Origin of the sequence: Sphingobacterium sp. B29, from assembly GCF_001952815.1 — a bacterium.
GTDB lineage: Bacteria > Bacteroidota > Bacteroidia > Sphingobacteriales > Sphingobacteriaceae > Sphingobacterium > Sphingobacterium siyangense.
In genome coordinates this window covers 1,167,958-1,194,092 of record NZ_CP019158.1, presented here as the reverse complement: position 1 = coordinate 1,194,092, position 26,135 = coordinate 1,167,958, and the positions used below count along the sequence as shown (strand labels likewise).

The window sequence follows — 26,135 nt, the reverse complement described above, 5'->3', positions numbered from 1 at the left end:
TTATGTCGTATATTAAAATGTCACATTTACTTTAAATCCAATAGGCATTGACCAAGGGGTAACGTTGTAGCGCTCAATCCCCTGTTTAAATCCAACGCCAGTTTCTGGCTGGAAGGCCATTTCCGGATCTATACCTACTTTCGCTTTGGTCCATAAGATCAGGTTACGGGTATAGACTCCCACACTGCCATTCTCTATTCCGAGACGTTTCAGCCATTTTCCTGATAAATCGTAGCTAAAGGACAGTTCCCGAAGCTTGATAAAAGAAGCATCAAATGTCGCTGCATTCATAAAATCCCAAGGGTAATTGTCTGAATAAGCGATATATTTTGTTCCTTCACCACCAAGATTCTCTGTATAACCTGTGATATTACCTTTATCATCATATTGTGCGATAACACCTGGATTAAACACCCCAAAATTGCCAACAAGACCACCCACACTGATCGGATAACCACCATACTCTTCGCCTGGTCCTCCAACAATGGGATACCTATTGCCTTGCACGCGAACAAGATTGTTATCGACCAAATAATTGCGTAGCGTTTCGCCTGTCATCCCATTGGGGTTGATCATCTGATCAAGAAAACGCTGCGTGGTTAGGTTCGATTCGAAATAGCGATAGGTCTGCGACATAAATTTCCCTCCAAAACGCATATCTGCGGCAATATTCATTGTCCATTTTTTATAGCGAAGACTTGACTGTAGGCCCATCGTGAAATCGGGATTAAAATTTCCGATTTTGTTGCGACTATTATTGATCCGTACAGCCTGCCAAGAACCATTTTTATTGAGAATAGGAAAACCATAATACGGCGACGATTGATCCTCCACGGTCACTAACTTGGAATCGTACAGATCCCCGATCTCTTCCCCGACATAGGTACGTGCCCCACCCCGACCGTCGGTCCAAAAGGTATAGAACTCTACACCATCAGAAAGCTCATCGATACGGGTACGATTGCGATGCCAGTTGACACCAACGTCCCAGGACCAATTTTCCTTGGCAATAGGTCGCCCGGAAACAGCAAGTTCAATACCGCGGCTGCTTAACAGTCCGGCGTTGATATTTTTAGAATTGAAACCACTTGATCCGGGAAGTGTTGTTGAAATAATTTGGTTTTTGTTCTCCAGCTTATAATAGGTTCCTTCAAACTTCAGTCGATTATTCCACATGCCCAGATCCAGACCAAATTCGTAAGATGTGGCAATTTCGGGCTTCAGATTAGGAACCAAGAGTGACCCCGAACGTGTTAGCCGCAATACATCACCCCAGCTACCGGGATTACTCAGTACATTGGAGAGATTATAGGGATAAGTATCATTTCCTACACGTGCAATACCCGCTCTCAGTTTTGCTAAATTGATCGTTTTAGGCAGAGAAAACACCTGGTTAGCCAACACACTTAGGGATGCCGAAGGATAGAAATAGGATCGATTGTTCACAGGTAAGGTGCTGGACCAGTCATTGCGCCCAGTCACATCTAAATAAACCATATCCCGGTAGCTTAGATTGATCAGTCCGTAAACACTGTTTATGGCTCTTTCAGAAATTGTACTGTAGAAATCCAAATTTAATGGACTGATATTGGCCAATGTATAGAGTCCCGGCGTGATTAGTCCAGCGCCATTCTTTGAGGTATTTTGCACGGATTTACCACGATTATACCGTAAATTCCCACCCAATGATCCTGTGATCTGAAAGTCGCTCATCTTCTTTGTATATGCCGTCAGAAAGTCGATATTCTGTTCCATATTCATCAGATTAACAATCCCATAAGCACCTCTGGGTTCGTTCGTATAACTGTAAGGGATTTTTGTTTCCCTATTTTCCCAATAAATATCCGTTGCGTACCGTATCATGGCCGTCCAATCTTTTTTGATGGTCCAATCTAACCGTAGGTTTCCAAAGACGCGGTCTCTTGTAAAAGCATTATTCACTCCATAAGCAAGGAAATACGGGTTATTGTGGTTGCCAATAGACTGTGAACGCTGTTGGATCTGCTCCTGCCCTGGCAACCAATAATCCTGCAAGTCCAGAATATTGATGTGAGGTGCAACTTCATAGGCCGCTTGCATCGGATTGGTTCCCCGATTTCCTGCAGGTCTATTGTTGGAGTTATTTCTGCTGGCATCTAGCGAGAGCCCCAATGTCAAACTATTGCGAAGGCGCATGGTCGAATTGATATTCAAGGTGTTTCTGAACAGATCCGAATTGGGGATAATACCCTTATTGGCCATATTGGAATACGAGAAACGATAGTCCAATTTTTCGCTTCTGTTGCTGAGGGAAATCCCATTGGTACTTGTGACCCCAGTCTGGACAAAGTTTTTAATGTTATTTGGGTACGCTTTTAGTTCCGTAGGAATGGGCTTACCATTCTCGTCAAGTGGACTATTCCATTGAACAGCTTTATACCCCTTATCCAGTGCAGGGCCTACCATAACACTAGACTCCTCCTCAATAACTAAATTGCCAGGCAAGTCGCCTGGTCGCCATGGCAAGGTACCGCTTGCAAATTTGTTATGCAATTCAATAAATTTATACGGGATATCAAATACTGTGTTACTAGTCACAGCAATGGTCATCTTCTCCGCATTCTTACCACTTTTGGTTGTGATCAGCACTACACCATTACCTGCACGTGAGCCGTAAAGCGCAGCTGCACTTGGCCCCTTCAAGATGGAAATATTTTCAATATCTTCGGGATTGATATTGGCAATTGCATTACCATAATCCACTTTGTTGTCGTCACCGATCTGACCAACATTATTTAAACTATTCATCAAGGGCACTCCATCTACGACAAATAGCGGCTGGTTGTCTGTACTTAGCGATGATGCCCCCCGAATCACCATATTCACGCTGGAACCGGTGGGTCCTGTAGAACTAATCGAAACCCCGGGTACTCTACCTGCCATACCAACCAGAAAGTTATCATTATTGACCCGATTGATATCCTCGCCCTTAATTTTACCGACAGCATAACCAAGGGAACGATCCTGTCGTTTGATGCCCAATGCAGTCACGACCACTTCATCCAATTCGTTGTCATCTTCGTTTAAAACCACCTGACGTATACCTGCTGTGTTGGCATCGAGCTTGAGATCGTTCAACTCTTTTTTTTCATAGCCAACATGGCTTATCAGTACATCATATACTCCGGCAGCTAATCGAATAATCACTTCACCTTTGGCATTTGACAAGGCGCTCTGTCCAGTCAGTGGAATATGTACAGAAGCTCCCCCAATAGGCTGTTTTGTACGATCGACAAGCTGCAATTTCAAATCATAAGACTCTTGTTTACCCGTATTTTTTACAAGGACAATACCCCCTGACACTCTTTTTGACTTAATGTTGGTCCCGTTCAGGATATAGGCAAGGACTTCCTCGAAGCTCGCATTCTGGAATTTTTTTTCGGCAATTAAAATCCGATCTAATTGGAGCATACTCCGATCGTAGCCGATCGCTTGACCTGTTTGTTTTGACAACTGCAGTACCGCCTGCGCGGCGTTACCACTAGACAAATGAATATTGATATTATCCCAGTAAGTGCGATTGATCTTTTCCAATCCCTCAGCATGGCTATTGGTTACAGCACAAGAGACCATAGCGCAGATGGCAAGCTTTGTCGCAAGGCCGGTAAGCTTAATTATTTTATACATATATTTGTATGAATGTTTTAAACATGAATATTCAGGTGCTCACTGGTCGATTTAGCGGTTTGCCAGATGAGCACTTTTCTTGGGCAGATAAATTATGCTGTTCTACCCCCTACAGCTTATTTGTATAAGATTATTTCATTTTTCTCCCTCCTAAATTTGATTTGATGAATATTGCAAACGATATTCAGCACCTGGTCTAATGACTGTACATGTGGTATCATAAGCGAATAATTGAATGGATCTGTATTCAGATTTTCGGTAAGCAACACAACACCGAAGCGGTTATAGATTATTTCTTTCAGTTCCTTGAAGCTGATGTTATTCAATTGCATACCACCTTGTGTCCAAAGGCTGATGTAAGCTGGATCGCTATCGAAAGTTTTAAAATCATTTTTAACTACGCTATACCGGACGGCCTTACCTGCTGTAAGGATATGGTTTGCTCCATTTTTTGCATTTAGAACACTCACCCGCCCAGTTTTAACTTCGACCGTCACATGTTTAGTAGACATCGAATTGTTGACGTTGAATGATGTGCCTAGGACTGCAACAGAAACGCTACCTGTTTCTATCTCAAATGGGTGTAAAGTATCCCGTCTGACCCGAAAGAATGCTTCCCCTCGATCTAAAAAGAATTTTCTATTTGATGCAAAATTCTTACGATCGTAGCGGATACGTGTATTTCCGTTTAAAAAAATAGATGTGCCATCAGGTAACTGAATTTCTTTCAATTCGCCCGCATTCGTAACCGTTTCCGTCAGTAATGTGACCGCTTCTGTCCGCTTCCGAGAAAGCGACATCGGGTTGTGCTGTAAAAATAGCAGACTGATGCCTCCTAGGACCAAAATAGCCGCTGCTGCTGAAAGCCAAGAGAATTTTCTGACCGGTATGTTGGCCACCTTCTTTGCCCTCGCAGGTGCTTCAGCTATTCCTACACGAATAAATAATTCTTGTTTGATTTTTTCCCGATGATTTGCATCGCTAAAGGGATTAATATCATCGTTTGAAATAGACTCGTACCAGTCGTCAACATGACCTTTTTCCTCCTCAGTCAATTTTCCTCCGAGATAATCTGTTATGATAAGTTTAAAGCGTTCTAAATTCACCTGCATTAATTTTTATACTAATACAGATCAAAACGGGCAAAGTACTTTAATTAAATATGTTCTTTATATTAAATAATCATAAAGGAGATAGCTTCCTGCGAGCAATAAAAATACAGAATCGTGGTCCGCAAACCTTCTTGTCAATTCGTACCGCATAATCTTTTTGGCCTCTGACAGGTAGTTCTTAACGGTCTGTTCAGCCAGATTGAGTTCCTTGGCAATTTGTGTTATTGAATAATTGTCAGAACGCATTAAGTAGACTGCTTTCATCAATCTAGGTAATTTGTCTATCGAATCATCCACAATAGCCTCCAGCGCCTTATACCTGGCAAAGGCCTGGCTATCCAAATTGGAAAAAGCGTCCATACGTTCCATTGATTTCTCCAAGACCTGTTTTCGTACACGCTCCGAGGCGTAGTAATTCAGTATTTTGTTTTTGAGGGCTTTGTGGAAATAGAATTTTATATCGGAGTATTCAGTACTCACGAGCGATCGTTTTTCCCAGATATGGATGAATACTTCCTGCACAAGATCCTTAGCCTGATCCTCTTCCCGAAGATGACGAAAAGCGACGGTGTATAGATCCTCCCAATACCGCTCAAAGAAATGGGCAAAGGCAATGGGGTCACCTTCTTTAAAACGCAACACATAGTGGTTATCTACATTGGCTTCGGTAGTTTTCACCTAACAAAGATAGGTTCGTCAGATTATCAAAATGTTAAATTTTCGGGAAGCTTTTATTTGAATACGCTCTATTATTTGAATAAACTGCGCTATTTGAATAAACTGCGCTATTTGAGTGCACTCCGCTTAGTGTTTGTAAAAAAACATCCCAGGAATTGTTAATAAACATGTTAACTTTCTAGTATAGAGCAGATCTTTTGTTAAAAACATAGCGGACTTCCTATTTTTTTACAATTAGGCATTTAGGACAAAAACAGCTCAGCTAAAATGTTAACAACAATGTTAATTAACTTGTAATCAACAACCTTTATGTTAATAACTACTTATCAGTAAAACCTATAAAATTTCATGTAATGACATGTGAATTTAAGTTGAATCATACATATTCGCGGCGTGAAAAACAAAAAATTAGGTAAAAGCTAAGGGTAAATTGAAAGTCGGCTGTCATAAAGATAAAAACTAATCTTTTATGAAACTATCGCCAATCTTACTCATTGGATTATCGCTTCAAGCAGGGTTTACATTCGCCCAACAACCAGCATCGCCAAAGCAAAAAAATCAGGTTGTGACCGAAACTGTCAAAGGAACCGTGATAGATAAAACTACCAGATTACCGCTTACAGGTGCCACAATTGTCATTTCATCCAGTGATGGAACAAAGTCTGTAAGTACAGACGCACAGGGCATATTTCGGCTGCAGCAAGTTCCAGTTGGGCGTCAACAGCTTCAAGTTCGCATGGCCGGATATAAACCAGAAGAATTTACGGAATTACTGATCACCAGTGGACGGGAGAATATGGTCAATGTGGAAATGGAGCCGCAAATAAATGCATTAAACGAAGCTGTCGTCTATGCCAATGCCGGAAAACAACCGCTCAACCAGATGGCAATGACGAGTGGACGCTCTTTTTCGCCGGAAGAGACCAACCGCTATGCTGGCGCCTTTTTTGATCCCGCCCGTATGGCACAGAGTTTTCCAGGTGTTGCTGCCGGCGGCGATGACAATGAAATTATTGTTCGCGGAAATTCCCCCAAAAGCCTGCAATGGCGGCTTGAAGGTATCGAAATTGTAAATCCCAATCATTTTGGAGCCGAAGGCGCTGCAGGAGGCGGAATCAGTATGCTCAATACCATGGTATTGGGAAAATCTGATTTCTATACCGGTGGACTTGCCGCGGAATACAGCAATGCAACGGCAGGTGTTTTTGATCTTAGGTTCCGTAAGGGAAATACCGACAAACGCGAATACACATTCAACGTCGGAATTCTGGGCGTAGGAGCAACGTTAGAAGGGCCTTTCAAAAAAGGAAGTGACGCTTCCTATTTAATTAGTTACCGCTATTCTTCATTGAGTCTACTGGAAAAAGTAGGTGTAAAAGTTTCAGACACTGGCGTCCCAAAATATCAGGACCTTTCTTTTAATTTTGTATTTCCCACAAAAAAAGCCGGAACCTTTTCCTTATTCGGTATAGGTGGTTTGGGGAAACTTCAACAAACTGCCGAGCGTAATTACGAAAAATGGGAAGAACGAACAGACGCCCAGGATCTAAATTTAAAATTCAACGCAGGGAGCGCTGGACTAAAACATCAATACATTGCAAACGACAGATTATATTTCACCAATATTGTTTCCATGTCCCTTAGCCGTAATTCCAATAGCACCGATACATTAACACGGGACTATATTTCCAGCCTCTATCACAAGGACAAATTTACGAATACGGCTCTTCGCTATGCGGGTACGCTAAACTATCGCGCCAACAGTAAAAACACGATTAGAGCGGGCTTAAATGCAAGTTTATTACACTATGACCTCTATGCGCTGTCCTACGACACCGAGCTAGCAGCATTGAAAGAGCGGATTAATGAGATTGGGAATACAAGTACTTATGATGCTTTTGCACAGTTAAAAACAGTTTTGAACGATAAATTAACGCTAAATACAGGAGTACATGCCAATTACTTTGCCTTGAGCAAGAGCTGGTCTATCGAGCCAAGGCTTGGCCTAAACTGGCGTGTAGCCGCAGATCAAACGATATCCTTTGGGACTGGTCTATATAACCGACTGGAGCCCTTGGTCTACTATTTTGCCAAAAGTAGCGATCACACAAGCTTAGAGCCAAACAAGCCACTTTCGCCAACAAAATCTGCTCAGGCTGTTATTGGCTATGAAAAGAACCTAAGCAGAACACTCCGGTTTAAGACAGAACTCTATTATCAGCATCTTTATAATGTCCCGGTATCTACAGATTCCGACATCAACTTCTCCTTACTCAATGTATCGGATATTGCAGCTATTGGTACATCAAACTACCGTCAGCTTATCAATAAAGGAACCGGCAAAAATTACGGCATTGAGCTGACGCTTGAGAAGTCGTTAAGTAAGGGGTATTACTTCATGGCAACGACCTCCTTCTTTGATTCCAAGTTCAAAGCACGCAATGGCAAAGAATACAATACCACATTCAATACGCGTTATGTAGGAAATTTATTGATGGGGAAAGAATGGACCGTGGGAAAGAGTAAAAATAATCTGTTCGGTCTTAATGCCAAATTAATTTATGCCGGAGGAAGAAAGTACTCTCCAGTTCTGGAAGAAGAATCGCTTCGTTTAGACGAAGAAGTTATTGATCAAGATCGCATCAATACCCTGACTGCCGATCCCTACGTACGTGTTGATTTCTCATCGAGCTATCGGGTTAACCGCAAAAAAGTAAGCCATCTGTTTATTTTGGATATTCAGAATCTCCTTAATAGAGAAAACACTGTGGGTATGCACTACAATTTCAGCAAACGTATCATTGAACCTCAAAAATGGACTGGTATCATTCCGACCATTAACTACCGGATTGAATTCTAATGCCCAATAGTAGCAAGTACAACGGAAAGATTTATTTCCAATCGTTTGTCTCCAGACACGAGGCGCTGAAGACAAACGATTGGATTAATGAGACAAGCTCATGCTTCCAACAATACGCTTATTTATTCACTGTTTTTAAGTTACTAAAACCGATAGCCAACTGAAATACCCAAGGAGCGATTACGTATAGCATTCCCGGATTTATAATCCCCCCATTTGGATTCTAAATTGGCAATTCCTTTCTGAAATTCTATGCCGACAAGATAATGTTCCCTAAAAAGATAGTTTACTTTTGCACGAGCGCCATAATCAAAAGGTCTCCCAAGTGTATAATCCCCATACTCACCTTCACTCGAATCATTTTTGAACTTGATATCTCCCTTGTTATCAATTGCAATATCGTCTAGGTAAACAGATTCCGAAGTTTTCCATTTCCCGCCCAATCCATAACCGATATAAGGGCCTATACCGACCTCCAACTTACCTGTACCGATCGTAGCATTAAAGACAACATCGATAGGCATTTCGATATAAGACGTATTCGCTTTAAAATCTTTACCCCAGCCTATAAAACTCCCATCTTTTCGTTTAAAGCCCCGTTTAGCAAATACAAATGCCGGTTCTAAAGAGAAATGCTCACTGAGGCGTAATATGGGACCGAGTCCCAAATACAGGCCTCCAACCGCGGCCGTGTTGGCCTTATCGCCCGCTTTATTTTTAGCATCCACATTTGAAAAGGCGACTCCGGCTTTTACATTCCATTTTGTCTGTGCATAGCCAGCATATGCTCCAAATGACAGACACAACAATAACGCGTTTTTTTTGATATTCATCATACGAAAAGAAATAGGTTTACATAATTTTCTTATTAAACGACAATCGCTTACAGATGCTACACTGACCTTTGAATTATTGATCCAAATCCTCCCAGCAGGCATACCTTTCTAAACAGATATTAACCAAAAATCTGTCGGTTTTTAGGCAGGCTGTTACGAAAACGATTGCGAAAAAACGCCGTTATTGTTCTCTTTCAATACTGTAAATTCACTTCACAGAAAATTCATTTTTCAGACCAATTAAATCTAAAAGCCTATGATCAAGATCAAGAACACATCCGTTTCGACGAATCGTTGGATGTATCCGGCAATACCATTATCCTGCTTGTTGGTCGTATCTAGCCTGACAACACAAGCAACTCCATTTGCACCTGTTAAAACAAACAGCAAGCTTTCACTGGCCATGCTGCAGACAACCATTCGGGGTAAGGTTGTAGACAAAGAGGGCAAAGGCATCGCCAATGTCACCGTTCAGATTAAAGGAACGAATCTAGCAACATCGACCAATGCAAGTGGTTCATTCGAAATCAAGAGTCAACAGAACGACGCAACATTGGTTTTCACCAGCATCGGTTATAAAAGTATCGAAACGAAGGCGCAAGCTGGCAGCCCGCTTACGATCACCTTGGAGAATGAGTCCAAGGGACTCGACGAGGTTGTTGTTGTCGGTTTTGGTACACAGAAAAAAGAAAATGTAACCGGTTCGGTCTCTTCCATCCAGATGTCCGAGGTTGTGGAAAGCAGACCTGTAACCTCCTTGTCAGCTGGTCTAGCTGGACAGGCGCCGGGATTATATGTTAATCAGGGCTCAGGTAGACCGGGTAGTGATGGGGGAACACTACGTGTTCGTGGACAGGGAACACTCAATAATGCCAATCCACTTGTCGTGATCGACGGTGTTATTGGCGACATGAACCTGATCAACCCGCAAGATGTTGAAAGCATATCGGTTTTAAAAGATGCTGCTTCGGCATCAATTTATGGTTCAAGAGCGGCAAATGGCGTTATCCTCATTACAACTAAAAAAGGTAAATCGGAGCAATTTAAAGTTATTTACAACAATTATTTCTCGAGTCAAAAACCATCCAATACCATTGGAATGGTTTCCAACTATGCCAACTATATGGAGCTGATCAATGAAGGCTATCGCAATGGCGATCCAAATGCTAAGCCCATATTTTCGCAGGAAAAAATCGACCTTTGGCGCCAGGACGCTGGACAGGATCCATTGAAATATCCCAACACGGACTGGGTTTCGGAGCTTTTTCAGAACAAAATTAGCCAAAACCACAACCTTTCCTTTACCGGAGGTAGTGACAAAATCAAGTTTTTCGGTTCCTATGGCCTCCTCAACAACCCTGGAATTATCGAACAGGCAACCTATAAACGTCATACCGGGCGTATCAATCTAGAAGCTGATGTAAAACCCTGGTTAACGTTGGGAGCCAATATCAACGGTGTCGTTTCCAAAACAGATATTGGCACCAACATCATCAATGATGTATTTACTTTTGCTGCAGCAAGTACTCCGGGCATGGTACTGCGCGCGCCAGATGGAAGATTTGGTTCACCAAACAATCCGGAAGACGACCCACAGTCCAACAACGTACTTCACCGCCTCTATGCCCAAAAAGGTAATATCAACAAAAACCGTTTCGTGTCGCGCTTCTACGGAAAACTGAAACCCATCGAGGGACTTTCCATCGAAGGATCATACACCTATACCTATGACGATGATTTCGTCTACTCTCAACCCGTGTTCAATGACCGGTGGAACTTTTTGACAAATACAATTGCCTCAGCGGGTACAGGCCGTTCGTCGGTAACCAACGAATCGATCAAATCCTACCGCTATTACATGGATGGAATTGCCAAATATAAAAACAAGCTCTTTGAGAAACTGAATTATGAAGTCATGGTAGGCGCCAGTCAGGAGTATTTTAAAGATGGCTGGTTTGCGGCATCCAAACTCGACCTTGTAGATCCATCCCTGACCGTTCTGAATGCGGCGACTATGGATGCCTCCGCTTCTGGCAATATCACCGATTGGGCTATGCGTTCGTTTTTTGGCCGGATCAACCTATCCTGGGATGACAAATATTTGTTGGAAGCCAATCTACGGACAGACGGTTCATCACGTTTTATGAGCGGAAAAAGTCGATGGGGTACTTTTCCTTCTGCGTCTTTTGGCTGGAAAGTTTCTTCAGAAGATTTCTATGACATCAAATGGATGCCTAACCTGAAATTCCGTGCATCGTATGGCGCCTTGGGTAACAATGGAACAACCGATGAGTCTTTCCGCAGAAATGCCGACATTAACAATTATGAATATTTGGCGCTTTATAATCCGACAAACTATGTGTTAAATAACCAGCTCTATGTGGGATTTGCACAGACAGTGCTCAGTAATCCATACTTGACTTGGGAAAACACCTATATCCTGAATGCTGGTTTAGATTTTGACCTTTTCAATTACAAACTAGGGGGCTCGATCGACGTTTTCAACAAAGTAACCGACAACATCTTAATCAATCTGCCTGCTCCGCTTGTCGTTGGAAATGCGACAATACCACGCACCAATGCGGCCAAAGTACGTAATAATGGTGTCGAGCTGAATTTGACTTACCGCGATAAAATTGGCGATAATTTTAAATTCAACATTGGCGGCAACTTTACCTTTATTGACAATAAAGTGGTCAAATTTAAAGGCAATGACAAGTCTATCAGCGGTTCCAATTTACTTCAGGAAGGTTATGCCATCAATACCCAATATATCCTGTTGACAGATCGCATATTACAGACAGATGCTGATATGCAGCTCGTGCAACAGATGATCGATAATGCGCCAATCGACCCAAACACCAATCAAAAAGTAAATCCATTCGCATCCTATGGTACACCTAAAAAAGGGGATCTCTTGTATAAAGACACCAATGGCGACGGCGTCATCAACGACAATGACCGGGTTCCGGTAGGACATGGTACGGCGCCACGGATGACCTATGGTTTTAACATGGGGTTCGATTATAAAGGATTTGATTTCTCGGTCTTCTTGCAAGGTAATGCAGGCAACAAAGTCGTGTGGACGGATGGTTATTACACACCTACTGTTCGCTGGGGCTATCAAATCAATCAGGAAATTGCTGATGGCCGGTGGACTGAAGGTGCAACAGATGCAAAATTTCCGCGATTGTTGCCTTATACCGATACAAGAAACACCAAAAACAGTGATTTCTGGTTACAGAACAAGGCATTTATCCGCGTAAAAAATATCCAGCTGGGCTATACAATTCCGAACGATATCACCAAGCGGATACAGGTACAAAACCTACGCGTCTTTGCATCGCTGGAAAATTTCTGGACCATTACCAAATATAAAGGTTTCGATCCGGAGATCAGCGGCACCAACTATCCAACAATGAAACAGGCCGTTTTTGGAGTTAGCTTATCCTTTTAAGAAGGAAGGTGTGCGACAGGGGATATGTTCCCTACCTGTAACAGATAAATTATGGACAAAAGTTGAGGAGGTGGTTTAACACCTTTGAATATAACACATATCATGAATAATTAATTAAACCTCATGAAAAAGATTTCACTACTCATAGCCGGATGCATTGCTTTATCATCTTGTTATAAGCTTGATACCAACCCCTACAGTCAGGTAAGTGCTAGCACATTCTGGCAGAATGAAGACCAAGCCCTAGCTGGCGTACTGGGCTGTTATAATGATTTAAAGAAAGAAGCCACCTTTGGTTTGCAATTTTCTTACGATGGTCTTACCGATATTGGTCTAGGCTATGATCCCCCGGGTCTGGGCGAAGTGATCAGCGGTACTTTTACGGACCGTTCGTCAATTATTGTGGATAGATGGCAAGCGGGCTACGATCTTATCCAACGTTGTAATCATGCAATCGCGCATATCCAGCCTATGACCATAGACAAGGCCAAACAGGAGGGCTTTATTGCGGAAGCGAAGTTCTTACGTGCGCTGATGTACTTCCAGCTCACCAATCTATATGGCGCCTTGCCGATATACGATGAAACTGTCGACTTGAACAAAGATTTCGCTGATCTTAAAAATAGTCGCTCTTCTGTAGAAGATGTCAATAAGTTTATCCTCAATGACCTGAACTATGCAATTGAGAAATTGCCGGTAAGCTATGATGCAAAGTATTATGGAAGAATCACTAAAGGTGCAGCGTATGCTTTGAGAGGGAAAGTAGCCCTTTACAATAAAGATTGGGCTGGAGCAATCCGGGATTTTGAAGAGATTGTTTACAACAAGACCAACACGTATGGCTATAGTTTAAACACAAGCTACTCGGCCTTATTCACCATGGATGGTGATCAATCGCCGGAGATGATTTTTGCCATTCAGAATATGGGTGGTACGGGTTTCCCTTATGGTATGCCCATGGCCTTCTATATGGGAACGCGTTCAACCTTTGGTAGCGACTGGAACAACTGTATGCCGAGCACACGCCTTGCAGACCGTTACGAAAACCGCGATGGAAGCCCCTTTAACTGGAATGATTATTTCCCCAACTATGCAACGGATAATGCGGTCAAAAAACAGGCGATGGAGTCTACGCAATCTGGAGGCACGCTTACCAAAGTACCAGATACAGCAAAACTGCGTCAGATCTATGCCAATCGCGATCCTCGGATGACTCAAACCTTGATCGTCCCATATTCGCATTACTTAGGATGGAATGCAAACAAAGAAAGAGATATGCAGCTGATATTGGCAACCGGTGTAAACGAAAACTTTGGTCAGATCCGCAACAATCGGGGTTGGTACACCTATCTATGGCGGAAATTTGTTCCTGAAGGGAACCTAAAAGGTGCCATTACCGATCGTGCACATACACCGATCAATTTCCCTATCATACGCTTGGGCGATGTACTTTTGATGCTTTCCGAAGCGTACAACGAGTCCAATCAATTGGATAAAGCGATTACTGAGCTTAACAAAGTACGTACACGCTCTAAAATGCCAGCACTAAATAGTGGCAGCTCATTTTTGGTTGTCGGTAGCAAAGCAGATATGAGCAAACGTATCCAGCACGAAAGGGCCGTAGAACTAGCAGGTGAAGGATGGCGTTATTTTGATCTTAAGCGCTGGAACCTCTTAGAAAGCGTCTCCAAAGACTACATCGAAAAAAGTATTACCGGAGACAATCTCGTTACGCGTGGTTACCAAAGCCGTCATAAGCTTTGGCCAATACCAGGGCAAGAGATTGAAATGAACCCGGCATTACTACCACAAAATCAAGATTGGTAATTATGAGAATTTACTTAATCCTACTATTTTTCCTTAGCAGTTTTTCTTTCCAAAGACTGCTAGGGAAAGATCTGAACCTGCTAACAGGAGCATTTAAACAAGAGAACCTGAAAGCCAGCCTAGGCAATGACAAATCGTGGGTTCCCTACCCGGCTTATTCCGACCGTTTAGCCTGGGATAAGCTGATGGCTCCCTTTAAAGAGCGTATTATAAAAAAGGGAAACGAAGCCCTTAGCTACCAATGGCAGGTCGTCAAAGCAACCGACTACCTTGAATATGAGCGTTCAGGCAACCGCAGTATAATGGAAAAGCCAATGAACGAAAATTGTACTGCGCTGACCAACCTACTGTTGGCGGAACTTGCAGAAGGACAGGGGCGCTTTGTTGACCAAATCCTAAACGGCAGTTGGCAATTGACGGAAATGGCAACATGGTCTCTCTCGGCACACCTTGGGGCCTTTCAGTCCAGTAAGCGATCATTGCCGCAAGAGCGCACACAAGTGGTCGATCTGATGGCCGGTGATGTAGGCTCGCTTCTCTCCTGGGTTCATTATTTCTTCCGCGATACATTCAATACAATAAACCCCGAAATCAGTACCCGTCTAAAACAACAGATCCAACAACGCATTATACAGCCCTATCTGGATCGTAACGACATGTGGTGGCAGGCATTTGAACTCAAGGAAGGACAGTTGGTCAATAACTGGAATCCATGGTGTAACTTTAATGTTCTTACGGCCTTGCTTTTGGTTGAGGACAATCCCGATATACAACTGGCGGGAATTTATAAGACAATGTCTTCTGTGGATCGCTTTATCAACTATGTCAAAACAGACGGTGCCTGCGAAGAGGGACCCTCCTATTGGGGACATGCTGCGGGCAAACTGTACGATTATTTAAAAATACTTTCGCTGGCCACTCAGGGCAAGATCAATATTTTTGATAAACCTGTAATTCGCGATATGGGTGAGTACATTGCACAATCCTATATTGGCGGAGATAAATGGGTAGTTAATTTTGCCGATGCTTCGGCAAAAGGTGGCGGCGATCCACTATTGATCTACCGTTATGGACAGGATGTCAATAGTAGCGAGATGATGCAATTTGCCCGATATATGGAAAATACCGGCGACAAAACTGCACATTTCAAACCTTCAAGGGATATTTTTCGTGCCTTCGAGGACCTGAGATGCTACCCACAACTAGAGCGTGTTACCGCTGCGCTCCCTCAAAATAATGTGAAGTGGTATCCGGAAACACAATTTATATATCTAAAAACGGGTCCGTTTTTCTTTGCCGCCAAAGGTGGTTTCAATAATGAAAGTCACAACCATAACGATGTCGGGAGTTTTATCTTATACGAGGATCAACAACCCTTGTTCATTGATGCCGGTGTCGGCACCTATACCAAAAAGACCTTTAGCGATGACAGATACAGTATCTGGACGATGCAGAGTGCTTACCATAATGTTCCAGTGATCAATGGAGCCGACCAATCTTTTGGAAAGGAATATAAAGCTGAAAATGTAGCATTTCTGCCTGCACAAAATAGATTCCAACTTGATATTGGAAAAGCATATCCGAAGTCGGCGAATGTTGAACACTGGAATAGAAGTTACACCCTCGTACAAAATGGGCTGGACATTCAGGATGAGTTTAAAATCACAGCTCCTAAGCAGGCCAATATCATCCATTTTCTGGTTGCTCAGGAACCAAAAATTGGCAAAGGGGAAGTCCGCCTCAATAATGGGCACGCAACCTTGCACTTTGATGCTGGACAATTCACGGCGAGCTACGATGTCATTCCTCAGGATGACCCGCGTTTGAGTCAGGTATGGGGTAAGGAACTCTATCGTGTCAAGCTCACCGCTAAAAGCATCAAATCCGCTGGAAAATACACCTTTACGATTCGCCAAGAGGCTATAAAATAAAAAGAATCGAGATTATTATGTAATTTACTAAGAATATAAGCCGTTATGAAAAAAAGAAAACCTGGTCTAAAAGCACTTTTCGTGATCACATCCAGTCTGATTGCACTGAGCTTTACAGATCAAAAACCAAGCTTTATTGACACAAGTTTTAAAGCAGCAGAAAAACAATATCAATTTTTAGAACAAGCAGCAGAAAAGCAGCACAAATTTCCACGCACATTGAGTCCTGCAGGAAAACTGGTAGGGACAGACGAATGGGATTGGACCGGTGGTTTCTTTCCAGGGTCACTGTGGTATATCTACAACCATACCCATAATAAAGAGACCGAAGCTGCGGCGATCAAATGGACAGAGGCGCTTGAAAAAGCCAAAGACCTTGATCAACATCATGATATTGGTTTTGTGATGTATTGTTCCTATGGCAATGCCATTAAATACCTTAAAGATCCCAAAAAGGTTGCCGCTTACAAGGATATCCTCATCCACTCGGCCAATACTGCGCTTAAACGTTATAATCCGCAGGTGGGCGTCATCAAATCATGGAACGAGAAGAAGTCCTGGGACGGCAAGACCCTATGGAAATATCCAGTCATTATCGACAACATGATGAACCTGGAAATGCTGTGTTATGTGTCCGACTTGACTGGAGATACCAAATATAAGGATGTGGCCATCAGTCATGCCACCCAAACCATGAAAAACCATTTTCGTAAAGACTACAGTACTTACCATGTTGTCGATTACGATGGTAATGGCCATGCTATCCACCAACAAACAAACCAAGGCTATGCCGACAATTCAACCTGGGCACGCGGTCAAGGATGGGCTATTTATGGATTTACCATGATGTACCGGGAGACCAAAAAACCAGAATTTCTTAAAACGGCAAAAGCGGCGGCAAAGTTTTACATGACCCATCCGAATCTTCCAAAAGATAAAATTCCGTATTGGGATTTTAATGCCGGAAAGCCGGGTTATAAATCGGATGCTGATTTTTCTTCCTTGAAATTAAATTTTGTGCCGCGCGATGCCTCAGCTGCAGCCATTGTTGCTTCTGCACTGATTGAACTCTCAACAATGACCACTGGCACCGAAAGCAAATCCTACTTGACATTTGCTCAGGAAAGCCTGCAAACACTATCAGGAGCCACCTATTTTGCTAAATATGCAAGCAATGGCGGTTTCTTATTGCAGCATAGTGTGGGTAGCTTACCCCATCATTCGGAAATCGATGTTCCGCTGACCTATGCAGATTATTATTATCTGGAAGGTTTGACACGGTTGGAGCAGCTCAAAAAATAAAAATACAAAGGGGAGATATTTAATATCTCCCCTTTGTATTTTTATAAGCTTTCCAATTGAATCTGGATTATTTCTTCCCGATCGCGATTTGGTTACTTACAGTACTCCCTGCGTATTCGCCCTGTGGAAGCGAAACCTCCAGCGATTGATTTACACGAAGCTGTTTATTGACGAGTTGAACCTTCACTGTTTTGGCTCTTTGGAGTGGATCTGCAACATCAAGCTGCATGCTAGTTGTTTCGCGCATACTCAATTGTATGATAGCAGGTTGATCGAGCTTTATAGACCAATTGCCAACTTGGTACGTTCCTGCTTGATAACAAACAATTTGTAGAATCCGGCTCCCTTTATGCTCCACCGCCTGTATATCCGATGTATTCTGCCAAATTTTTAGCTGCTGCATTGCTTTTGTATCAACAGTTTTGGTACCAGGCACAACAATATAAGCATAGCTCGCATTGTTTGGAGCAACAGCATGATCAAACCAAAGCTTGAAGACCTTTCCATGTACAACATCTTTGGAACGGGAACGGTTGATCCGGTACCAGGAACCAACCTGATCTTTGGTTGTCAATCCAACATTCATAGCTGCTGGAAAATAATACAGAACATTGTTATGGGTTATAAAATCGCCTACTTTGACAGATCTCTGTACTGAATCGAGTGCAGACATTTCCTTTCCATTCCAGACAACGGGTCCATTCAGCCAGGTTTGGTTTAAGGTTGTTACCACAGCTTCTGGCGCAGCACAGTGAATCCCAGCCCCCAAACAAACGATTTCCCGATCGAAAAAGAACCAGGCTTTTTGAGCCTTGACCCCGTCGTACTGGACCGACATAGCTGAGGCTCCTGTCTTATCGTTGCTTACGCCGCCTGCAAAGTTATTTGCAGCAAGTGCTCCCCATTGTTCTTTCAATTCCAGGTCGCCCGGATAATCTCGTGTTGTCGTTCCAGGAATTTTATCCCATTCCCATACGGGCATAATATTATAATATTCGGGTCCAAATACCTGAATATTGGTCACACCATCTGACATATTGCGCCCAAGAACGTTTTCTCCATTTCCAGACTCCGATTTATTGGTACGGCTACTGGCCAATCGAACATTAAAGTGGAATTGCTTACGCAGATGAGTCGTGTAGTCTCCTTTCCAGTAATGGCGGTGGACCTCGATATGCTCAGCGTCATAAGGCTGGACGCTATCTAGTTTTGCTAGCGCTTTGTTCCAAATGGTATTTTTGGCGGGATCAATCAACTTCATTTGTTGTAATATGGCGGTCTCCTGTGTTTTTTCCAAGATATTGGGGCGTGAGATCCCGCGACCATGTACATTAAAATCGATATAGCGCGAACGAATAATTGGCAGGTAGGTTTCAGTAAGAAATTGTTCAAAAAGGCCGAGCCTCTTCATGTCTACAGCATAAGGTGTCTCCCGCACATAGGCCATAACTTTTGAGATCCCCTTCAGAAATTCCTCCCCATAGCCTGCAATGTATAATTGAGGGCCATGTTGTAAGTAAGAGAAATCATATTGCAGTCCTTCCTTGCCATTCACGAGCTGTATCGGAAAAAGCAGCTGCTCCATCGCAGCAGCTAAAAGATTTTCATCTTCCAAGATCAATGCACGATAAAAATAGTGCATGGCAATATCACTTTTATTCGCCCCTGTTTTTGTGTAAGGATCGCCACGCTTCATCAGCTCAACAAGTGGAGTCTCTAGTGTAGTAGGAATTTTTTCCTTTCCAAATTTCATCAGGATAAGACAGACACCGATGGCTTTTGGCGAAGCGATCTCGTTATGCCACCAATTTGAAGACTCAAAACGATTATTTGCCCAATATTGTGCGGCAAGCAGGATTTTATCGTAAAGTGATTTTTCCTGATAAGATGCACTTTGTGGAGACACATAGGCAACAATAAGTGTCCTTAACCGATCCAAGTGCTCTCCCGGAGGCCAAAGCGATATTGACTTACTGCTGTAATCGATATCTGCCCAAGTACCGTCGGCACGCAGTTGATTACATAGGCTTAACGTTTTATCTGCATTTGGCAATGGGCCACTTAACTCATCATCGTATACATGCTTTTTAATACGCACAAACGTATCGCTGTTCTGCGCCTTTGCCATAACCAAGGCAAAGGACAATAAAAATAGGATTAGTCCTTTCATCTGTTTTTAGTATTCATTACTTAAGGATATTGTCGTTCTGCGGCTCGTCCGACGACTTCCATCCGGTGTTTCATCAGTTGATTTTGATCATTGTCCAATACAGAGCTTAGCCATTTTGGATTCTCCAGTCCCTTTTCCCATTCCTTCAGTTTATTCAGCATCTCCTTTACACGCTCAGGATACTTCGTGGCTAGATTATGCTGTTCCCGAAGGTCATCCCTAAGATTGAACAATAATATCGGATCATCTTTAACCACAATCAGTTTCCATTCTTTGTGTCGCACAGCACGTGCAATCCCTCGACGCCAGAATAAATAGTCGTGTCCATTTTTCACATCCTTATAGGAAGATAGCAAACTGATGCCATCGATTTGCTGCCCCTGGATGTTCTTCCCTTTTATTGCCTCGATGCTGGTGGGTAAGATATCCATTCCCGATACCATGGCATCTGATGTTATCCCTTTCGGTAGCTTGGCTGGCCATTGCATGATAAGGGGAACCCGGATTCCACCTTCCCATTTCGATCCCTTTAAACCACGCAATTGTCCATTGTCTGCGCCATTATTTGTTGCCGCTCCATTATCATTCATAAAAATGATTAAGGTGTTTTCATAAAGTCCTTCTTGCTTTAAATGTTCAACCAGACGTCCAATATTTTCATCCATATTATCCAGCATAGCCAAGTAAGCACGTCGCAATGGATCAGCTACATTTTTATACTTATCAATAGTCTTCAGGGGCGCTTCGACAGGTGTATGCACTGCATTGAAAGCTAAATACATAAAAAAGGGCTGGCTTCGATACTGTTGAATATACGCAATTGCTTTATTGGTCAATGTTTCAGTCAAATAATGAATTGAGTCTTCGGGGACTATACGTCGATCGTCATAAAGCAGCTGCGTTGGCTTCACGGCACCATGGATTGGGAAGTAAGGCCGGTCACCACCGATAAAACCATAGAAATGGTCAAACCCACGTTTCAATGGATTAAATTGTGGACCATCCCCCTGATGCCATTTGCCAATCGCTACAGTTTTATAGCCGTTATACTTCATGAAGTCAGCAATGGTGGCTACCTGCGTATCCATTCCGATATCTTCAGGTGCGACACCCGCAGTGGGACGTTTCGAAATATTATGTTCAAAACCAAAGCGCTGCTGGTAGCGGCCAGAAAGTAAGCCCGCCCGAGAAGGAGCGCATACTGAAGCAGAGGCATAGGCCGACTGAAAACGCACGCCATTTTTCGCAAGCGCATCAATATTTGGGGTGTAGACCTCACTACCACCGTAACAACCAAAATCATCATAACCTCCATCGTCGCTCAGGATGACAATAACGTTAGGATGTTGCTGTCCGAATACAGAAATCCCAAACCTAAAGAGTATATTCACAAGAATTAATATACTATAGCAAGTAAATCGGTAGATCATAACATTAGATTTATCCCTAAATGTATCGTTAAATGTATAGGATTTTTTGTTAAAAAACCGCAAACGATTTCGTTAGGCTATTTTTAGACGATTAAAAATAAAGGTCAGAGATGAAAACAGATGAAAAAAAATTGGTCGGTACACTTGCTCATTTTTTGGTCAGTGATTCGGATGGCACTGCATTAAGCTCATTTTTGTATTCATTGACCTATCACCCCAGTACCATTAGAACCGAACTCGTTCAATTGTTGAACAAATGGCAAAACAAAGCAGCTGGAACAGTATTTCCCGGGGAGGACCTCTGGACAGATTTTAAGCAACTTGTGGGGAGCAATCCCGATCTCGGCGTGGCTGTGATTGATGGCTGTAGCATCAACGATATTGCAAGTTTTTACGAAGAAATCAATGCCGTCTACATGTCCAGCGAAAGCTGGAAGATAGGAAGCCTAGATGGCTTTGACGATTTGCTTTACGGTGGATTTGGTACCTTTAAAGATGCTGTTTCACATTGCATTGTTTGGAAGGATATTGCACACAGCAGGGCATCATTGGGCGTTGAAACAACTTTGGCCTATTATAGAGGGAAACTTGGAGCAGAATCACCATTCAATCAAACGCATTTTCAAAAGAAACTAGATGAGCTAAAAGCTGGTCGTGGAGAAACCTATTTTGACATTGTTGCCGATATCATCCAATCGCACCGCAAAGTAACCTGGATTTACAACGGGTATCCTCAGCACAAATCGGTATATTTATAATAACTAAACTTAACATATGAAGCATCTTATCCGCCTAGTTTTCCTGCTCCTATTCTTCCAACAAGTTGCACAGGCCAGTGAGCGACTTAAAGTTGCTGTTGCGGGGCTCAACCATGACCACGTATTCTTGCTTTTAAATTTATATAAGGATAAAAAAGTCGATATTATCGGTATTGCCGAACCGAATCAAACCTTATCAAACAAAATACGAACGCAGTATAATTTACCTGACGCAATCTTCTACCATGACTTACCCAGTTTATTGAAACATGTCAAGCCAGACGCGGTGCTGGCCTACAATCCAACCGATGAGCATATCCGCGTCGCAGAGACCTGTCTCCCGCTTAAGATCCCTGTAATGGTAGAGAAGCCTCTTGCTACGACTCTTTCTGACGCAAAACGTATTGCATTTTTGTCCAAACAGTTCGAAACACCCTTTTTGGTAAATTACGAAACAACCTGGTATAAAAGTAATCAACAGTTGAAGCAGCTGGTCGACAAGGGTGAAATTGGAAAAATCACACGTATACTTGTAAAAGACGGGCACGAAGGACCTAAAGAAATTGGCTGTAGCAATTACTTCCTCGACTGGCTTACTGATCCGAAAAAAAATGGTGGCGGTGCAGTGATGGATTTTGGCTGTTATGGCGCCAATCTGATGACCTGGCTCAAAAATGGAGAAAGGCCAATTTCAGTGACAGCCTTTACACAACAGCTCAAGCCTGAGGTTTATCCAAAAGTCGATGACAACGCTACCATCATACTAAGCTACCGTGATGGCAGCACGGGTATTATTCAAGCTTCCTGGGCTTGGCCATACAGTGTTAAAGATCTGCAGGTGTTTGGCACAAAAGCTCAGCTCTACGCCAAAAATGACAAAGAACTTCTAAAATACAAACAACAGAATGATCCACCTACACATGTATCGACTGCGATCCCGTATTTTGAGAACCATATTGCCTATCTCGAACAGGTTCTGAAAGATGCTATGGCTCCAGAAAATGATCTCGGATCGATCAATAATAATGTCACTGTGGTCGAAATCCTGGAAGCGGCAAAACGCTCGGCTAAAGAAGGAAAGTCCATTATTTTAAAATAAAAAAGGTCCGTAGCTTGCAATGCTACGGACCTTTTTCATGCCTTCCCATAAGCCATAGACAAAGCCGATCCGCTCAGTTAATGGATTAGCAATTGGCCTACTTAGTCGGCTAGGGGTCTAATGGTTCATCAGGATCGATCGTATAGGCCTCTTCTTTTGCCTTGAACTCGATGATCACATCTGAAATTCGTTTACCCAATGTATAAGGAATATACCCCAATTCACGTATACAACGATCGCCCATTTTTTCCACCGCATCAATGTGCACTTTACTACTGTTAACGATGGCGTATTTATCTTTCGGAAAACCATAATTCAACAGGATACGTGCTGTATTACGCAAATTTGTGGTCGTATGTCTCGCATGTGGATCAATCAATATTGCAGCTTCAGGTACTCCCATAATCTCGATCAGATAATTTTTCATTTCTATTGCCTCAATAAAGCGAGTCTTATAGGGATGTACTTTACCGCCAGACAACACAATAAAAGGGGCCAATTTTTCAAAGTAGCTTCGGGCTGCCATTCGCGCACGTAGCATTCCACCAGGACTAATAGGCTGTCCATACACCTCGGGGCCTGCACCTAAGGTCAGCAACAGACTATAGGGATAGCTTGCGAAGTCGGTATTTTTGACCGCTTCGTAAGCTTTCTTGTTTTCGAGTTCAATCAGCGGTTCTAGTTGTGCCGCGTCCCATCGCTCATTAATTTCCAACAAGCGTACCGCAGTCATCATGGTCAAAAAAAATGCTGTTTTATGTGTTGGAATATCTTTGCGGACGTCTTGGCGAACATCGTCCAAAAGATGAAGGTAGGCCGCACGTTTTACATCGAAAGAGATTGAATCTATCTTGGGGTAATTGGGACTTTTACCTCCCCCATAGACGTCCACCACATAATTCATTGCCTTTAAATCCTGTTTCAAGGCTTTCGTAAAATAGGCCTTTGCCGTTTCATGATGCAACACACCATAGGTCATTGATGGAATAAGATTAGCCTGAACAAGCTGGTCCAATTTCTTGTTATGACCAATTTGCTCCGCCAATTGCTCTGCCAACAGGTCAATTTCGTTATCCTGCCATTTGAAGGCATTCAAATAGCACATGAGATCGGTACAACTGACGCTGTTGTTAAAACGTTCGAACCGTTTTTCCAATACCTGTACTATCGGCTTGGAGCCCACGAGCTCCTGTATAAGGACAGGATCTTTTAAGAGCAAATAGGATGCATAATAATTCTTCTTGATCAGCCAATCCTGTGGACCAACAGGCATATTGTTTACTTGACCTTTGGAAATATGCAGGCAGCATATTCCAAAGACAAGTAATAAGATCTTTCTGATATTTTTTATCATAGCTATTCCATTGCAGATTAATAACCAGGGTTTTGATACATACGTGTCGGATCCAGCTTATATTCATCAAAAGGAATTGGATAATATCGATCTTTTGTCGAGATATTGGAGATTTTAGCATTTCCATAATCAGCCTGGCTCTTCGTTTTGAAATAAGTCACCAGTTCTTGTGCATTATAATTACGGATCAAATCAAACCAACGTTGGTTTTCAAATGCCAGTTCTACACGGCGTTCATGCAATATGGCCTCCTTTAAGGTTGGATATTTACTGCGATAGGTAGTATTTAGCATTGAAGTAGCATACGAAGGCAATCCAGCACGTTCACGTACCTGATCCAAAAGCGCGATAGCTTCCGCATCTTTACCCAAGTGATATTTTGCTTCTGCCAACAACAGCATCACATCTGCGTAACGGATCAAGATCCAGTCATTTCCACCCCAACCATTGGTACCGGCAGCGTCACTGTTATCTCTAAATTTGGTTACAAACCAATCGTTAACTTGCGTATTGGCGGCAAACTTTACCGAGAAGCCTTTTCGGATATCGTCTTGCTCGTAATCTTTAATCAAATCTAGTTTCGCAACTTCGCCAGCACCTGTAGAGTTATAGCGTGAGTTGATGGTCTCCCCTCTCGCCTGGTAATTACGGGCAATACTCGAGCTATAGTTTTGGTCACCTTGTTTGTACTGAATCTGAAAAACAAGTTCTTTACAGCTATTTTTCTTGGTCACATCGAAAACATCCGCATAGGGGATTTCGTTCAGTTTACCAAAAGTTCGCATTTGGTAGGCCGCATTAAGGTACTGTTCTGCCTTCGCAAAATTTTCTGCACTCCCCGACGTCTGCGTTGCTCCCAACGTTAAGTATACTTGTCCCAAAATTGCATTAATAGCCGATTTAGATGCTCTGCCAATGACGTAATCTTTCTGCGTATTGGGAAGATTGCTGGACAATGCCTCTGTCAAATCCTTAATGATCTGTTCGTACACAACCGACTCTTTTTGCCGAAAAGCTAATTCATTTGCTTGCTCTTTACTGGTCACCTGTACCGTAGATAATGGAATATCTCCGAATTTACGCACCATATGGAAATATAATAATGCACGAACGAATTTCGCTTCCGCAATATAACGTCCTTTTAATTCTGCACTTGTAAAGGTTACATCGTCGACATGTGACAGAACCACATTACAGCGGCTGATTGCCGCATACATAGCCGACCAATGCGTCTTTAGATAGGTATTACTTGGCAGCAACGAAAAGTCATTGAATTGGAATGGCTCCCCGGCGTTGGATTGGTTATCATTACGTCCACTATTATCCGAACGTTCCTCATTATACAATGTACTGGATTCTCCGATCGTACTTCCCGAACGAAGGGACTGGTAAAGACCGTTAACCGCCAAGAGCACATCATTTTCCGACTTGAAGTAATCATCGATCGTAACGGCGTTGGGATTTTTCTGATTTAAAAAATCTTTGGTACATGAAGACAATGCCAACAAAACAAAGGGTAATATATATCTTTTTTTCATCCTGTTATTTTTTTATTTTTCATCAGCCCACGGAACTGCAAAGAGCAGTCTGTAGGACTATTTTTACAATACTGGAGCTATTAACACGGGACTTTCCTTGATATTCCTACGCACAAC

15 protein-coding genes are annotated in these 26,135 nt (G+C 42.7%); 7 read left to right on the top strand and 8 right to left on the bottom strand.

Annotated features, from left to right (window positions below; genetic code table 11):
- Positions 1-12 precede the first annotated feature (12 nt).
- From BV902_RS05040 to BV902_RS05030, 3 genes are all read right to left on the bottom strand, one after another.
- Positions 13-3,666 carry a SusC/RagA family TonB-linked outer membrane protein gene (locus BV902_RS05040; protein WP_075991021.1) on the bottom strand — a complete coding sequence of 1,218 codons (3,654 nt, stop codon included), beginning with the start codon at positions 3,664-3,666 and terminating at the stop codon, positions 13-15.
- 116 nt (positions 3,667-3,782) lie between these two features.
- On the bottom strand, positions 3,783-4,772 hold the full coding sequence (locus tag BV902_RS05035) for a FecR family protein (RefSeq protein ID WP_172840646.1): 990 nt from the start codon (positions 4,770-4,772) through the stop codon (positions 3,783-3,785).
- Positions 4,773-4,835: 63 nt separating this feature from the next.
- Complete coding sequence (locus BV902_RS05030; protein ID WP_075991019.1) at positions 4,836-5,456, bottom strand: RNA polymerase sigma factor; 621 nt, start codon at positions 5,454-5,456, stop codon at positions 4,836-4,838.
- A gap of 469 nt (positions 5,457-5,925) precedes the next feature.
- Here BV902_RS05030 and BV902_RS05025 point away from each other — a divergent pair, with 469 nt between their 5' ends.
- Complete coding sequence (locus BV902_RS05025; RefSeq protein WP_075991018.1) at positions 5,926-8,316, top strand: TonB-dependent receptor; 2,391 nt, start codon at positions 5,926-5,928, stop codon at positions 8,314-8,316.
- Between the two features lie 143 nt (positions 8,317-8,459).
- On the opposite strand, the gene BV902_RS05020 is transcribed toward BV902_RS05025, so the two are convergent.
- Complete coding sequence (locus BV902_RS05020) at positions 8,460-9,152, bottom strand: outer membrane beta-barrel protein (protein ID WP_172840645.1); 693 nt, start codon at positions 9,150-9,152, stop codon at positions 8,460-8,462.
- Positions 9,153-9,408: 256 nt separating this feature from the next.
- On the opposite strand from BV902_RS05020, the gene BV902_RS05015 reads away from it, so the two are divergent.
- The 4 genes from BV902_RS05015 (at position 9,409) to BV902_RS05000 (ending at position 17,669) form a co-directional block, all read left to right on the top strand.
- Positions 9,409-12,609: a SusC/RagA family TonB-linked outer membrane protein gene (locus BV902_RS05015; RefSeq protein WP_157625886.1), complete on the top strand. Its 3,201-nt coding sequence runs from the start codon at positions 9,409-9,411 to the stop codon at positions 12,607-12,609.
- 123 nt (positions 12,610-12,732) lie between these two features.
- Positions 12,733-14,436, top strand: coding sequence for a RagB/SusD family nutrient uptake outer membrane protein (locus tag BV902_RS05010; protein WP_075991017.1), 1,704 nt, complete (start codon positions 12,733-12,735; stop codon positions 14,434-14,436).
- Positions 14,437-14,438: 2 nt separating this feature from the next.
- Complete coding sequence (locus BV902_RS05005) at positions 14,439-16,367, top strand: heparinase II/III domain-containing protein (protein WP_075991016.1); 1,929 nt, start codon at positions 14,439-14,441, stop codon at positions 16,365-16,367.
- Between the two features lie 45 nt (positions 16,368-16,412).
- Positions 16,413-17,669, top strand: coding sequence for a glycoside hydrolase family 88 protein (locus BV902_RS05000; RefSeq protein WP_075991015.1), 1,257 nt, complete (start codon positions 16,413-16,415; stop codon positions 17,667-17,669).
- Positions 17,670-17,736: 67 nt separating this feature from the next.
- Here BV902_RS05000 and BV902_RS04995 read toward each other — a convergent pair whose 3' ends face one another.
- Both BV902_RS04995 and BV902_RS04990 read right to left on the bottom strand, forming a co-directional pair.
- Positions 17,737-19,839 (bottom strand): polysaccharide lyase 8 family protein, encoded by a 2,103-nt coding sequence (locus BV902_RS04995; protein ID WP_075991014.1) that lies wholly within the window; start codon positions 19,837-19,839, stop codon positions 17,737-17,739.
- Between the two features lie 20 nt (positions 19,840-19,859).
- Complete coding sequence (locus tag BV902_RS04990) at positions 19,860-21,269, bottom strand: sulfatase-like hydrolase/transferase (RefSeq protein WP_083663785.1); 1,410 nt, start codon at positions 21,267-21,269, stop codon at positions 19,860-19,862.
- Positions 21,270-21,379: 110 nt separating this feature from the next.
- Here BV902_RS04990 and BV902_RS27960 point away from each other — a divergent pair, with 110 nt between their 5' ends.
- Together BV902_RS27960 and BV902_RS04980 are read left to right on the top strand one after the other, a co-directional pair.
- Complete coding sequence (locus tag BV902_RS27960) at positions 21,380-22,027, top strand: hypothetical protein (protein WP_237241964.1); 648 nt, start codon at positions 21,380-21,382, stop codon at positions 22,025-22,027.
- Positions 22,028-22,043: 16 nt separating this feature from the next.
- Complete coding sequence (locus BV902_RS04980) at positions 22,044-23,126, top strand: Gfo/Idh/MocA family protein (RefSeq protein ID WP_075991013.1); 1,083 nt, start codon at positions 22,044-22,046, stop codon at positions 23,124-23,126.
- 109 nt (positions 23,127-23,235) lie between these two features.
- On the opposite strand, the gene BV902_RS04975 is transcribed toward BV902_RS04980, so the two are convergent.
- Together BV902_RS04975 and BV902_RS04970 are read right to left on the bottom strand one after the other, a co-directional pair.
- The gene (locus tag BV902_RS04975) at positions 23,236-24,480 is read right to left on the bottom strand and encodes a YdcF family protein (protein ID WP_237241962.1); all 1,245 of its coding nucleotides are present in this window, start codon (positions 24,478-24,480) and stop codon (positions 23,236-23,238) included.
- Between the two features lie 17 nt (positions 24,481-24,497).
- Complete coding sequence (locus tag BV902_RS04970; RefSeq protein WP_075991012.1) at positions 24,498-26,018, bottom strand: RagB/SusD family nutrient uptake outer membrane protein; 1,521 nt, start codon at positions 26,016-26,018, stop codon at positions 24,498-24,500.
- Positions 26,019-26,135 lie beyond the last annotated feature (117 nt).